We start from the raw sequence: 13,951 nt of genomic DNA on the forward strand, positions 1-13,951 counted from the left end.
CCCCCCCCCCCCCCCCCCCCCCCCCCCCCCCCCCCCCCCCCCTCCCCCCTCCCCCCCCCCCCCCCCCCCCCCCCCCCGACACGGCTTCTACCTGAGCGCGTACATGCGGATGACGACGGTGTCCTCGCCATCCGGACGGGCGAGACCGACGAAGACCGTCTCTGCGAGCCAGCGGTGAGAGGGCGCGTCCGTACGGAAGACCGGTGACGTCCGGTAGTAGTGGCCGGCCTCCGTGACCTGCAGGTCTCCATCGAACTGGTCCGGGCTGTCGACCTTGGGCCGGTAGTAGCCGCGGTTGACGATGTCGATCACAGCACCGTCGTCCGCCTGGAGCAGGTAGCGCGCCTCCAGCTCACAGACCTCCCCCCGCGTGCTGCTCCAGTCCCCTCCGCCGGGCAGGACCTTCCCACGCAGGCGGGGGCCGTCCACGCTGCCTCCGACGATGGGCGTGAACTCGGTGACCTCTCCGTCACCGTGGCCGATGTGCAGCGTATCGGTCACCTTGGCGCGGATCTCGAACGCGAAGTCGAGGACGGGAGTGAAGGACATTGCGGTTCTCCGGTTCTGTGGAGCGGGGTGAGGTGCTCACGCGCCGCGAACGAAAGTGCACGAAGTCGTAACCGGCCCGGTCGGACCGCTACGGGGGTGGAGTGCGCCACGTCGGGATTCGCTTGACATCACTGCTGGTCAGGCGGCATTTACTGCCGGACTTGCCTGACGGGCGAAGCTCGTGTCCGACGAGAAGGCCACGCGTTGCTCTTGACTGGTTAGCTCACCAGATGCGAGCGTGACATGCAACAACGTTATATGACGTTAGTTTACGACGGCTCGTCGGCGTTCCTCACGCCCCCATCGCGAGCGTCCTCCCTCCTTTTCTCACTCCTCCCGGCAAGGAGCATTCAGCTATGGCTGCGAAGAAATCGGTGCTGACGGTGCTCACGAGCGTGGGTCTGCTGGCCGCCACGGCCTGCACCACCACGTCGAACGGAGGCGGCACAACGCCCCGGCCCGGAGGTCTCACCACCACCACGGCACCCGGGACCTCCGACGTGGACCGCGTGACCTGGGCGCTTCCCTACGGGGAACCGACGACCCTGGACCCCGCGAAGATCGGCGACTACTCGCCCCAGACGGTCGAAGCGAACCTCTGCGACACGCTGACGCGGATGAACGCCGACTTCTCCCTGAGCCCCGGAGTCGCCAGGAAGGTCACCTGGACCGACGACCGAACCCTGGTGCTCGACCTGCGCTCCGACGTGAAGTTCTGGGACGGCTCCCCCATGACACCCCAGGACGTCATCTACAGCCTGGAGCGGCAGCGGGACCCGAAGACGCAGGGACTGTACGGGAACTTCCTCTCCGCCGTGACGTCGATCAAGGCCACCGGTCCGCACCAGGTGACGCTGCGCACCAAGACCTACGACCAGACGCTCCCCAAGGCGCTGTCCACGTCGTTCGGCGCGGTGAGCCAGAAGGCGTACACCGAGAAGGCGGGCCCCGCCTACGGCACGGCCAAGGTCGGCCTGATGTGTACGGGACCATTCAAGCTTGGCTCCTGGAAGTCCGGGAGCAGCATCACCCTCGAACGCAACAACGCCTACTGGGATACCAAGCTGAAGCCGAAGGCCGCCCAGGTCACCTTCAAGTTCATCACCAACAGCAACACGCTTACCAGCGCGCTGCTGTCCGGTGAGGTGGACGGCACCTACGAACTGTCGCCCAGCAGCGCCACCGCGCTCGCCAAGGCCGACAACGGTGCGATCCACCTCGGCCCGTCCACCCAGAACGTCCTGCTGATCCCCGCCCACGCCGAGTCCCCCGCCGCCGACCGGCGGCTCCTGGACGCGCTGTCCCATGCCATCGACCGGGACGCTCTGATCAAGAACGTCTTCGGGGGCGACGCCACCACCCTGAAGTCACTGGTCCCGCCGCTCACCTGGAGCGGCGACAAGGCCGCCGCACAGTACGACGCCGCATACAAGAAGCTGCCCGCCGTTCCGAAGCCGGACCTGGAACGGGCGAAGAAGCTGGCCGAACAGGCCGGCCCGGCCACCCGCCCCCTGGTGGCCGCCATCCCCGCCGGTGACCAGCGCGGACTGCAGGCACTGACGTTCATCCAGGCCGCGGCCAAGAAGATCGGCGTCGGCATCGAGATCAAGCAGCTCCAGCCCACCGAGATGTCCTCCCTCTTCTACGATCCCTCCGTCCGCAAGGGCCTGGACCTCGTCCTGACCTTCGGATACGTCACCATGCCGGACCCCGCGTCCTACGTGGCGGAGAGCGTCACCCCTCGTGGCATCTTCAACTGGACGAACTACAACAACCCCGACGTGACCCGGCTGCTCGACCAGGCCCGCACCTCCTCCGACCCGGCCGCGTCGGCCAAGGCGTACGCCGAGGCCCAGGCCCTGTTCACTCCCACCACCCCGGCAGTGTTCCTTGCCACCACGCACGAGCGGATGTACATGAACAAGCGCATCAGCGGCGCTCCGACCTCCTTCGCGTACATGGGCATGCCGTGGGCCGCCTACCTCGGCGGCACCGGCAAGTGACCGCCACCCCCTCGCATCAGGAGACGACGATGACCGACGCCACCGGCGACACGCCGTTGTGGAACCACTCGGCCGCCGAACTGGCCGCCGGAATCCGAGCGAAGACCTTTTCCGCGACCGAAGTCGCCAAGGCCTTCCTCGGACGCATCGAGGAGACCAACCCGGTCCTCAACGCACTCGTGGACATCAGGCCGGAGGATGCCCTCGCCCAGGCCGCCGCCGCCGACGCGGCGGTAGCGGCCGGCGAGGAGCTTCCCCCGCTGCACGGCGTCCCGGTCTCCACTAAGATCAACACCTCGCAGCGCGGATACGCCAGCTCGCACGGCGTCCCCGCCTGGGCCGGCGCCGTCGCCCAGGAGGACGCCGTCTGCATCGCGGGACTGCGTAACTCCGGGGCGACTCTGCTGGGCCGGAGCAACAGCCCGGCCTTCGCCGTGCGCTGGTTCACCGGAAACGACCTGCATGGCAAGACGCTCAACCCGTGGAACCCCGGCCACACCCCGGGCGGCTCCTCGGGAGGCGCCGCCGCGTCGGTCGCCGCCGGCATGACCCCCATCGCCCAGGGCAACGACATCGGCGGCTCCGTCCGCTTCCCCGCGTACTGCTGCGGGGCCGTCGGCCTGCGCCCCACCATGGGACTCGTCTCCGGGGTGGAGCCGCGCGGCGCGGAGGAGTTCGACAGCCCCATGTCCTTCCAGACCATGGCCGTCCACGGGCCGCTCGGCTGGACCGTGGACGACGTCCGGCTCGGCCTGCACGCCATGGTGAGCCCGGACCTGAACGACCCCGTGGGACTCCCGGTGCGCCCGCCGCTGGGCACGCCCGGCCGGGTCAAGGTCGCGATCGTCCGCGACGCCGGAGGCGTCAAGCCCCATCCCAGCGTCAACGCCGCCATCGACGACGCGGCGCGGTGGCTCAGCGAGGCCGGCCACGAGGTGGAGGAGGCCGAGCTTCCCCTGCTCGGCGAGGCCTCCAGACTGTGGTCGCTCCTGCTCTACCAGGAGCTGAAGACGATGATGGCGGAGATCGAGCAGTTCGGTGACGACGCCGTGCGCATCTCGCTCGCCGCCTCGTTCGCCGCCGCCGCGGAGACCTGGGGCGAGCAGCCCTCCCTCACCGACTACATCCGGGGCTACGCCCGCCGCGGCACCCTCATCAGCCGCCTCCAGCAGTTCCTGGGCCAGGACCGGATCGTGCTGACGCCGGTCTGTGCCGAGCCGCCGTTCGAGCAGGACGCGGACCTCGCCGGCGACGCCCGGGTGAGGGAGCTGATGGCCGCGCAGTGGCCGATGCAGGCGGTTCCGGTGCTCGGATTCCCGGCCATGTCCGTACCGACCGGCATCCGCGACGGGCTGCCCTCCGGCGTACAGCTGATCGGCGGACGCTTCCAGGAAGACCTGCTGCTCCACGTCGCCACGTCGATCGAGACCCGGACGACGCGCACCCGTCCGTCCTTGTCATGGGCTCGGACCGGCTGACCCCCCACTCCCGAGCCCACGAACGGCGTGCCCCCCGGCGGTCCCGAAGACCGCGGGGGGCACGCCGTCAGCCGATGCGGTGGCCTGTGTCAGGGCCGGTGGGTGACGTCGGCCGGGGTGTAGAGGCAGTGAGCGGCGTCCGGCCCACTGCCGTTGGCCTTCGGCTCGCCCTTGGTGACGCCCTCGAAGCGCTGGCAGACGGTGATGGGGCGGGCGCTGTCCCCGACGACGAGTCGGGAGATCTTGGCGGTGTCTCCGAGGTTGGAGTTGATGCCGACGACCACCTTGCCCTGGGCGGTCACGAGCACATTGTCGATCTCCACGTGCCGGCGGTGCTGGGTCTTGCAGTTTCCGCAGGAGCGGTAGAGCTTTCCGAAGTCCTCGACGCGGAAGTCCTTGATCACGAAGGTGCCGGGGCCGTTGTGCTGGAAGACCTTGTCGGCCGCGCCGCGGGCGCCGCCGCCGTCGACGATCATGATCTGTGATGCCGAGCTCGCCTTGAAGGTCGCGGCGTCCTCGCCCACGTTCTCCCACCAGACGTTGCGCAGGGTGCAGCTGCCGCTGCAGTGCACGCCGTCGGCGGCGGGATTGCCCAGGACGACGTTCTGGAGCACTGCGCCGTCTGCGAGTTCGAAGATGGCGGGTTGGTTCTCCGATTGGCCGGAGCCGCCCAGGGCGCCCCTGCCGACGAAACGTCGGCCGTCGCCGTCGAAGACCGTGGTCACCTTCTGGGTAGCGGTCAGCGGCACGTCGTCGCCCTTGGGCACGGGCCAGGCCGGGATCGTGCCCGCGGGGCGGGGGGCAGGGGTTGTGGCGGTGGGCTTGGCGGTCGTGGCGGTCGTGGTCGGCTTCGAGGGAGCGGGCGCGGTGATGGGCGTCGGCCTGGCGGTGACGGTGGGTGCGGCCGTTCCTCTGGCCGGGGGCGGCGTAGCGACGTTCGCGGCCTTAAGGGTCCACCGCTTGGCCGCCGCCGAGTCGCAGGAGTTCTGTTGCACCCGGGCGCCCGGCTCGCCCGAACCGCCCTTGACAGCCAGGCACTTGCCGCTGCCGGCGTTCACCAGCCGGTGGCCGTCGTCGACGGCCTTCGTGATCCAGCGCTGTGAGGGTGCACCGCCCCGGCAGGGCTCCTGCTGTACAGGTGCGCCCGCGCCGGTCCGGGCCTCCCGGACGCCGGCGCAGGCGCCGCCGTCGGCCGTGACCAGGGTGTAGCCGTCGTCTGCGGAGGTCAGCCGCCAGTGCTGACGCTCCTTCCCGCAAGGCTGCTGCTTCAACTGGGCGCCGTCCGGGTCATCTTCGGCCGGCGCGGTCAGGCACAGCCCGCCGGCCGCACTGACCAGTGTGTAGACACCGGGCTTCGGCGTCGGCGCGACAGCGTTCGCACCGGCCCAGAGGCCGCCGCTGATACCGGCCGCAAGCAGTGCGACCGCGCCGCTCAGGACCGCGGTCCGGCCGCGCCTGGGACGGATGGCTCGCTTGGCTCGCTTGGTCATGTCTCGAGGTTCCTTAGCGGATGCTGGGGGCAAGGGGGCACCGCCTCGAGGAAGCTGACAGGCCGGCAACGGCACTGTGCCGCGCGGCCCGGCGATCTCTCGGCGCGGTGCCGACCACTGGTTGCCGCCGCGCCCCGAAAGGTTGCCGCCCTCCGAAAACTTCTCTCTGCGACCAGGAGGAGATGCTGTTGCGGGTCCACCGAGCCGTCCGACGACAGCGGTCCGTCCTCGGAAGCGGGCGTCGTCGCGGGCTTGGACGGCGACCTGTACGGCCGCAGTCGGCGGTGCGGCGGGCGAGTGGGACACCGCAGCGGGCGGGACGGGGGCGGGCTCAGGGAATGTGTCTCCGACAAGTCGAAGGCATGCCGCAGCACTACGGGGGCGCGCTTGCGGAACAGCAGGCGCTCCAGCGCCGCGCGCACGGTGACCACGGTGGCGACGTCCGGACCATAGGCGGGCTCAGAGCCGCGCGACCAGAACAGCCGGATTCGCCTACGTTCGCGCGCGGCAGTGCGGACCCGCAGCGCATGCACACGGACACCGAGATGAAGATGCTTGCCCCGCCCCCCGAAGCGGGGCAAACATCTTCGGTATGCGGGCTGCTTCGCTGGCGGGACATCAGGCGGCAGCTCTGTGCGCCCTTCTCTGCGGCCTCCAGCCCGGCTTCGGGATGGACTCGATGAGGCGCTGTGTGTAGGGGTTCTGCGGGTGGCTGAGGACGGTCGCGACCGGGCCGTGCTCGACAACCCTTCCCGCCTGCATCACCAGCACGTCGTCGCTGATGTGCCGGATAGCCCCGAGGTCGTGCGTGATGAACAGGAGCGCTGTTCCGGTGTCCGCTCGGATGCGCGCGAGCAGGCCCAGGATCTGCGCTTGGATGGACACGTCGAGGGCCGCGATGGCCTCGTCCAGGATCAGCACCTGTGGTTCGGCCGCCAGAGCGCGGGCGATGGCGACCCGCTGACGCTGTCCGCCCGATAGCGCCTTCGGCAGGGACCGAGCCTGCCGGTCGTCCAGGCCCACCATGTCGAAAAGCTCAGCCACCCGGGCCCGGAGCTGGTCCGCGGGTAGTCGCCGATGCAGCGCAACCGCCTCGGCGACGGCGTCGCACACGCGCTGGCGCCGGTCGAGGGACGAGTAGGGGTCCTGGAAGACCATCTGGATCTGCTGGCTGCGGGCGCGGCGCTCGCGCGGCCGCCCCGGCCGCCGCTCGTTGCCGGCGACGACGAGGTGTCCCCCGCTGTACGGCTCGAGCCCGGCGATCATGCGGGCGGTGGTCGTCTTGCCGGATCCCGACTCGCCGACGATCGCCAGGGACCCGCGCTCGGGGAGTGAGAAGGTCACGTCGTCGACAGCGACGAAGTCGCCGAACACTTTGCGCAGGTTGCGTACTTCAAGCATGCCTGCCGGCCTCCTTGGGCGAGAACGTGTGGGGGAAGTGGCAGGCCGCCGTGCTGTCACCGGCGGAACGCGGTTGGGGCCGGTCACTGCGGCACAGGTCCTGCACCCGGGGACATCGGTCGCTGAAGGCGCATCCGTCCGGCACTTCGAAACCGGACAAGGGTCTGCCGGCGATGGAACGCAGCTCCGCGTCAATGTCATCGAGCGGGGGGCGGGAGGCGAGCAGGGCGCGCGTGTACGGGTGTGCGGCGCCGCTGCCCAGATGGGCGGCGGGGAGTTCCTCCACCGTCGTGCCCGCGTACATCACGACGACCTTGTCGCACACGGCGGCCGCCAGTTCGAGATCGTGGGTGATGAACAGCATGGCCAGCCCGCGGGCCTCGCGGGCCTCTGTGATGATGGCCATCACTTCTTCCTGAGTGGTCACGTCGAGCGCGGTGGTCGGCTCGTCGGCGAGCAGCAGTCGTGGTTCGGCGGCCAGTGCGGCGGCGATCATGACGCGTTGAAGCAGGCCGCCCGACAGTTCGTGGGGGCGTTGCCGCATACGCCGGTCGGCATCGGCGATGCTGACTTCCCGCAGGATCCCTGTGACCTTCTTGGTGGCCTCGGCAACCGGGACACCGCGTGCGGTGGTCAGGCCCTCCACGAGGAAGTCGCCAATGCTGCGGGCAGGGTTGATGTGTGCCCTGGGGTCCTGGAACACCATGGCGACATCGGAGGCGCGGAACGCGCGCAGGCGCTCGGGCTTCATCGCCGGGACGGACTCCCCGGCGAACAGCAGGTCTCCGTGGATCCGGGCGTCTTTGGGCAGCAGGCCCAGGACGGACCGGGCGGTCAGGGACTTGCCCGATCCCGACTCGCCGACCAGGGCGACGGCCGTGCCTTCAGGGATGCTCACGTCGGCGCGGTGGACGACGGTGCGCTCGGCTCCGTCGAGGGGCAGGTCGATTCTGAGCGCGTTGATCTGAAGCAGCGGTGATGAGGTCATGCGTTCTCTCCGAGCAGACGTCGGGACAGTCCCGTCCCCAGCAGGTTGAACGCGACGACGACGATCAGGATGGCGATGCCCGCGTACAGCGACTGCTGGGGTTGCCCGGCGAGAATCGAGGGGGCTCCGTTGGACACCATCAGTCCCCACTCCGGGTCCGGCGGCTGGCTGCCGAGGCCGAGGAAGGAGATCGCGGCCACGTCGAGCAGCGCGTATCCGAAGCCGATGGTGGCCTGGACGAGGACGAGCGGCAGCAGGTTCGGCAGCAGGTGCCGCAGCCAGATCCGGGCGGTTGGGGCGCCGAGGAGCTGCAGCGCGGACACGTACGGCAGGTTGCGTTCCTTGATCGCGGCCGATCGTACGACCCGGGTGATCAGGGGGAGGTAGGCGATCGACAGGGCCACGATCGGTGCGGTGAGCCCCGCCCCGAAAACTGCGGCGACGAGCACGGCCATGATCAGTCCGGGGAAGCCGAACACGATGTCCAGGGCGCCCGAGACGAACCGGTCGAGCCAGCCGCCGAACCAGGCGGCGGCCAACGCGAGGAGGGTGCCGAGGGTTGTGGAGACCGCGATCACCACGGCGGGGGCGGCAAGACTGGCGCGGGTACCGCTGATCAGCCGGGACAGCAGATCACGTCCGGTGTCGTCCGTCCCCAGGAGATGTGTGGCGGAGGGTCCGGCGTTGACACCGAGCGGGTCGACGGCGTTCGGATCGTGCGGGGCGATCAGCGGCCCGAACACGGCCAGCAGGACGAACAGGCCGACCACGCATCCCGCGCCGAGCGTCAGGTGGTCGCGCGGGCGTCCGGTCTGCGGCTTGGTGGCGGTGCGGTTGAACAGGGCGGTGGTCATCGGGCTCCCTTCTGTCCGGCTCGTGGGTCGAGGGCGGCGCTGAACAGGTCGACGGTGGTGTTGATGACGACGAACACGACCACGAAGATCAGCGACACGGCCTGGACCACGGCCATGTCCTGCTTGGACGCGGCCTCGATCATGAGGGCGCCGAGCCCTCCGGTGCCGAACGCCTGCTCGGCGACGGCCGCGGTGGCGATGAGGCCGGCGATGCCGACTCCGGAGACGGCGAAGACGGGGCCGGAGGCGTTGTGCAGCACGTGCCGCCTGATCACCGTCCATTCGGGTACGCCGCGGCTGCGGGCGGTCTCCACGTGCTCCGAGCGCGTCTCCGCCCGGACGGCGGTTCGGGTCACCTGGGCCACGTATCCGATCCATGTCATCGCCAGCGCGAGGGCCGGCAGCGTCAGGTGCGAGAGGGTGCCGGCGAAGCCCTCGCCGGAGCCGTAAACCGGGAACCAGGGGAGCTGGACGGCGAAGAGCCAGATGAGCAGGACCGACATGACGAAGGTCGGTACCGCCATCGCGCCCGCCGTGAGCGTCGTGGCCAGCGTTTCCGTCCGGCCGCCGCGCAGTGCGGCGACGGTGCCGATGACGGTGCCGGCGCCGAGGACGAGGACGGAGGCGTAGCCGACGAGGGCGAGGGTGTCGCCGGCGCGGGCGTAGATGAGGTTGGCGACGGAGTCGCGGTAGACGAGGGACTTGCCGAAATCCCCCTGGAAGCAGTTGCTGAACCAGTGCCAGTAGCCCTTGATGAACGGGTCGTCCAAGTGGTACTCGCGGCGGATCTGTGCCAGTACGTCGGGGTCGAGGTTTCGGCTGCCGCCGACGAGCAGGGTGGCGGGGTCCCCGGGCGTGAGGAACATGGCGCCGTAGATCGCCAGGCTGGAGACGAGCACGGTCACGACGAGCGTGCCCAGTCGGGTGGCGACGAAGCGGAGTGTCATCTCGGATCGCCTCCTTCGCCGCACCGTGCATCGGCCGGATGACGGTGCGCCGCCGTGCTCGTTGTCGGCGGCGCGCTGGAAAGATGTCGCAGAGGGAGCATGTGCCCTCCAGTGAACAGGGGCTATTCGCCGCTTTCGGGCAGGACGGTCAGGCGCAGGCGTGAGGGGTGGGCGGATCCGGTCCGAAGCTTCTGCAGACTCGCCTTGGGAGCCGTTGTCAGCCACGGGCTCTCCAGCGAGCCGGAGTTGGGCAGATGGTTCGGGAAGTCACTGCCGGCGATCAGCAGGGCGAGGCGCCGGCCCGGGCGCAGCCGGTATCCGGTGTGTCCCAGGGCGATCTCCACCTCCCCGGGCCCGTGGGCCTGGGCACAGCCACGCACGATCAGGCGCGCCGTACCGTCCGGGGCCAGGTCGAGGAGGCGGACGAACACGTCGAACGTAGGCGCCGTGCTCTCCACGTGCAGCACCGCGTGCACGGGGCCGGCGAGGTCGAGCGGCGCGTCCGAGACGGGGCCCGTGAAGACGAGTACATCATCCCGGTCCAGCGTGCGGCGCTCGTCCACGTGGTCGCGCAACTGCATGAAGGTGTCCGCCGCGGCGGACGGCACGAGATCGTCCGGGTCGTATCGCCACTCCGCCGACTCCGATTCGTCGGCTGGGCGGGGGGCGAGGTTTCCGCTGGGGGCCGTGCCGGTCGCCGAGGCCGGCTCCGCGAGGTACAGCTCGGTCTCCGTGGCCTCCGGCAGCGGCCACGTGGTGGAGGTGCGCCAGCCCACGTGGCCGAGCTTCCAGCGCACGCGGGGAAGTGACTCGGGCTGGGCGGCGCCCTTGAGGAAGACGTCGAAGAACTCGAGGGCGGGTCCGGTGTAGGAGTCGAGCATGCGCTCGAGGGCGGCTTCGTCGACCAGGTGGTCGGTGTCGGGTGACACCGGGGCGTTCTCCAGGAAGTAGTTCTCGTGGTCGATCGTGTCGGCGATCAGGTACTGCACGGCTGCCCACCCGGGGCGCCGGGCCAGCTCGGTGTAGTCGCGCATGTGGGCGATGCCGAGGTTGTCGAACCAGCCCACGCAGTGCAGGACGGGCACCGGCCGCGCGTCATAGGGATGCGGCCCGTTGTACGGGGCGAGGGGAATGCCGCCGACGATCAGGTCGAAGCCGGCCGAGCGCTTCCCGATCGCGGCAAACGCCTCCTCATACGCTGCGAGGAGAGGACGCCTGGTGAGGTCGACGTCGAACTCATAGGTGTGGTTGTCCGTCCACACCTGCGCCTGGTACGAGGCCCCTTCCAGCCACAGGGGCTGCGGGCCGGAGCCGGTGTCGTAACTGGCGATGCCGGGGCCGTTGTTGGTGCAGGTGACTCGGGGAACGATGGCTCGGAGGGCGGGGTGCTGGCTGGAGACCGCCGACCACTGGGTGAACCCGTAGTACGAGTCGCCGAACATGCCCACGATCCCGTTGGACCACGGCTGGCGGGTGATCCACTCGATGGTGTCGTACCCGTCGTCCACCTCTCCGGTCCAGCCCAGCGTCTGGCCCTGCGAGCGGAACTTGCCGCGGACGTCCTGGACCACCACGACGTAGCCGCGTGCCGTGAACCTCTCCGCGATCTTGTCGAAGAAGACATAGCGGCTGTTCTTGTCGTAGGGCAGGCGGGCCAGCACGGTCGGCGCCGTCTCCCCCGGGTCGGCGGCGTACACATCGGTCGCCAGCTGCACGCCGTCACGCATGCGCACCATGTGCTGCTGCGCCTGCGGAGGCACGGGCTCCGGGGTGACGTGCTGGACGGCAAGGCTCATGAGGCTCTCCACGGAAGCAAACCTTCAGAAAACAACGTGATATAACAGCGTTGCATTTAGGTTGCTCAACGTCAACCCCCTCTGAGCTAGGTTGCTGCCATGCCGATCGACGTCGACGAAGTCCAGCGCCGCAAGGCGATCGCCGAGGCGACCCTCGCCGTCGCCGCCCGGGACGGCGCGCGCGCCATCACCATCCGCGCCGTGGCCAAGGAACTCGGCGGGTCCACGGCGATGGTCACGAACTACGTTCCTACGCGGATAGCTCTGATCACCAACGCCGTGCGCGCGGCTGAGTCCCGCTGGCGGGCCGACCTGGAAGCCCACCTGGGCGACCTGACCGGCGCGGACCGACTGCGAGCCACGGTGGAATGGCACCTCAGCACGGAACCCGAAGACCTGCTGCTCCGCGCACTCTGGGTCGAGATGCTCTCGTCGGCGCACGCCGACCCCGCCGGTGTCGACCGCCACGAGCCGCGCGAAGCACGCGACGAGTTCCTCGAGGCGTCCGCCGCCGCAGGAGTGCCCGACGCCGATCTCGCCGCCGACGTCCTCTCCCTGCTGACCCGTGGTTACTACGTTTCCACCATGGAGGAGCCGGCTTACTGGACAGCGGAGCGGGCCAGCCGCGTCGCCAGAGCGGTTGTGGATGCCCTCATCGGCGACTGAGGGAAGACGCATTCCCCGACACGCGCGGGCGCAAGCTGGAGTCGTCCACCTGCGAGCCGCCAGGCGCCGCGTCGGCCTGTGAATGTACTGGCCACCGGTACCGAGTCGAAGTTGAACGCGTGCAGCGGTGGCGGTGAGTTGAGCGCGGCGACTGCCTCGAATGCCGCGTGCGGGTCGGGCGAACCGAGCAAACGCGCGTCTTGCCCGGCAGACCGCCGCCTGACGGCGAGGGCCCCTTCCAGGGTGGGCCAAATCGTCTCGCAGGCTGTGGCCGTCGCCACCGGCATCACCGAAGTAGCCAGCTCCTGCGCTCCCCGCGCGAGCGTGGCCTGAACGGCCTCCGCCTGATCAGCGCCGACCACCACGGCGGCCTGGTCAAGGCCGTGTGCAAGGTCATGCTGGGCGCTGGGCCACCAGAGGTGCCGGGTCCACTTCCTGCTGTTCGGCGTCGGCCTGAAGGCACCCTGCAAGGCAGCCGACAGGCCGGTGCCATACCGCAGTTCACCCTCCCGAAGCCGCCTCCGGGAGCAGGCCCTCACAGCCGACGTCAGCGGTCGGCCGCCACGGAGGGAGCCTCGCCCGGAGGGCGGGTCAGCGGCGGCCCCGGGGGCGTGCGAGGCGGTGGAATGCCTTCGGCCCGCCGGTCGGCGCGGGCAGTGCGCCCACGACCGCGTCGGCCGGCAGGGTGCCGACCGTCTCGGCAGAGCAAGCGCGGTTGGCGCCGATGCCTCCTGAAGGCCCCCCGTTTGATCCAGCCCACCACATACGTCCCAGCCCTGCCGGTCACCCGGCCGCGCTCGTGCGGAACGGTCCCGGTTGCCTCGTCGAACGGCAGCCCCGCTTGGGGCACTCCGCGGTAGCCGATCGCACGCAATGACATGCCCGACGGGGGCGCGCACGGCACGGATGCGTTCGTCCCCGCACACTTCCATGGGCGTGGAGGGGAAGCGGAACACGATGCGGCGCCGCCGTCATGCCGCGCCCGGTGACACGGACCAGTCGACGGCCTCCCGCGCCACGCCCCGCAGTACCGCCGCCTTGTCCTTCGGCCCGGCGGCGTCGATCACCGCCGATGCTCGGATCATGGTCGTGCAGGACCAGGTCCACCTCGGGGAGGTGCTTCAGGGCAAGCAGTTCGGACCGGGTGTACGCGGGTCCTCGGGGCCGCGGCGCCCGAGCAGCACCACCTCGCGCACCTTGCTGCGGCGCAGCTCCGCGAGCGCGTGACGGGCGATCCCGGGGCCGGCCAGTGCCTCCGGGTCGGAGACCGGGTCCGGGCGACGTCGAGGGCGACGTTGCCGTTGCCGACCACGACGACAAGGTCGGCCGAGAGGTCGACGGCGTGGTGTGCGGCGAGTTCCTCTGCCGCGACGTCCCCGCCCACCTCGAGGCCGGGATGCATCCGTACCGGGGGGTGGCTGTGGAACCGGGCGAAGGTGTCACCGGCCCTCTTGGCTGCCGGGTGGTCCGGAGCCACGCCGCAGCGTACGAGACCGGATCTGCCGGCGCAGTCGTCCGGCGCGTGTGAGCCGCTTGCGCGTCTCGTGGCGGGCGAACTTCATGTGCCGTGACTCCTCGACCATCTGGATGTTGTTGATGGTGCGGACGAACGGCACGCCCCGCTCGTCGCGCATCCAGTCGCGCTGCATGACGTCGAGGTGACGGTCTTGAAGACCCGGCCCACGTAGATGGCCCGACGCACCCTCTGCTGCAGGATCATCTCGAACCAGATGCCGGTGCTCGCCACGGAATTGATTGCTGTGATGAATGGGCGTGCCG

General features: G+C 70.0%; 10 protein-coding genes and 3 pseudogenes. 3 read left to right on the forward strand and 10 right to left on the reverse strand.

Features of this window, described 5'->3' with window-relative positions; all coding sequences use genetic code 11:
* Positions 1 to 87: 87 nt before the first annotated feature.
* Positions 88 to 549, reverse strand: coding sequence for a DUF3237 domain-containing protein (locus ACWV17_RS29650; protein WP_455362090.1), 462 nt, complete (start codon positions 547 to 549; stop codon positions 88 to 90).
* Between the two features lie 356 nt (positions 550 to 905).
* Here ACWV17_RS29650 and ACWV17_RS29655 point away from each other — a divergent pair, with 356 nt between their 5' ends.
* Positions 906 to 2,552, forward strand: a complete 1,647-nt coding sequence (locus ACWV17_RS29655) for an ABC transporter substrate-binding protein (protein WP_455362091.1) — start codon at positions 906 to 908, stop codon at positions 2,550 to 2,552.
* Positions 2,553 to 2,581: 29 nt separating this feature from the next.
* Complete coding sequence (locus ACWV17_RS29660) at positions 2,582 to 4,030, forward strand: amidase (protein WP_455362092.1); 1,449 nt, start codon at positions 2,582 to 2,584, stop codon at positions 4,028 to 4,030.
* Positions 4,031 to 4,119: 89 nt separating this feature from the next.
* Here the strand turns inward: ACWV17_RS29660 and ACWV17_RS29665 are convergent, their stop codons facing one another.
* The 7 genes and pseudogenes from ACWV17_RS29665 to ACWV17_RS29695 form a co-directional block, all read right to left on the reverse strand.
* Positions 4,120 to 5,520 carry a pectate lyase gene (locus tag ACWV17_RS29665; RefSeq protein ID WP_455362093.1) on the reverse strand — a complete coding sequence of 467 codons (1,401 nt, stop codon included), beginning with the start codon at positions 5,518 to 5,520 and terminating at the stop codon, positions 4,120 to 4,122.
* 344 nt (positions 5,521 to 5,864) lie between these two features.
* Positions 5,865 to 6,041, reverse strand: a pseudogene (locus ACWV17_RS29670) (SigE family RNA polymerase sigma factor); the annotation flags it as partial.
* Positions 6,042 to 6,138: 97 nt separating this feature from the next.
* Entirely contained in the window at positions 6,139 to 6,921 is a 783-nt protein-coding gene (locus ACWV17_RS29675) for an ABC transporter ATP-binding protein (protein ID WP_455362094.1), read from the reverse strand.
* Positions 6,914 to 7,909, reverse strand: coding sequence for an ABC transporter ATP-binding protein (locus ACWV17_RS29680; RefSeq protein WP_455362095.1), 996 nt, complete (start codon positions 7,907 to 7,909; stop codon positions 6,914 to 6,916). Before ACWV17_RS29680 ends, ACWV17_RS29675 begins: the two co-directional genes overlap by 8 nt.
* Positions 7,906 to 8,763, reverse strand: coding sequence for an ABC transporter permease (locus ACWV17_RS29685; RefSeq protein WP_455362096.1), 858 nt, complete (start codon positions 8,761 to 8,763; stop codon positions 7,906 to 7,908). Before ACWV17_RS29685 ends, ACWV17_RS29680 begins: the two co-directional genes overlap by 4 nt.
* Positions 8,760 to 9,710: an ABC transporter permease gene (locus ACWV17_RS29690; protein ID WP_455362097.1), complete on the reverse strand. Its 951-nt coding sequence runs from the start codon at positions 9,708 to 9,710 to the stop codon at positions 8,760 to 8,762. Before ACWV17_RS29690 ends, ACWV17_RS29685 begins: the two co-directional genes overlap by 4 nt.
* A gap of 122 nt (positions 9,711 to 9,832) precedes the next feature.
* Complete coding sequence (locus tag ACWV17_RS29695; RefSeq protein WP_455362098.1) at positions 9,833 to 11,506, reverse strand: CocE/NonD family hydrolase; 1,674 nt, start codon at positions 11,504 to 11,506, stop codon at positions 9,833 to 9,835.
* 99 nt (positions 11,507 to 11,605) lie between these two features.
* On the opposite strand from ACWV17_RS29695, the gene ACWV17_RS29700 reads away from it, so the two are divergent.
* Positions 11,606 to 12,172 (forward strand): TetR/AcrR family transcriptional regulator, encoded by a 567-nt coding sequence (locus ACWV17_RS29700; protein ID WP_455362099.1) that lies wholly within the window; start codon positions 11,606 to 11,608, stop codon positions 12,170 to 12,172.
* A 591-nt stretch (positions 12,173 to 12,763) separates the two neighbouring features.
* On the opposite strand, the pseudogene ACWV17_RS29705 reads toward ACWV17_RS29700, so the two are convergent.
* Both ACWV17_RS29705 and ACWV17_RS29710 read right to left on the reverse strand, forming a co-directional pair.
* Positions 12,764 to 13,667: pseudogene (locus ACWV17_RS29705) on the reverse strand (ferredoxin-NADP reductase); the annotation flags it as partial.
* A pseudogene (locus tag ACWV17_RS29710) lies at positions 13,663 to 13,922 on the reverse strand (diiron oxygenase); the annotation flags it as partial. The pseudogenes ACWV17_RS29705 and ACWV17_RS29710, both read right to left, overlap by 5 nt.
* Positions 13,923 to 13,951 lie beyond the last annotated feature (29 nt).

It is taken from the genome of Streptomyces mabaensis, assembly GCF_053763515.1.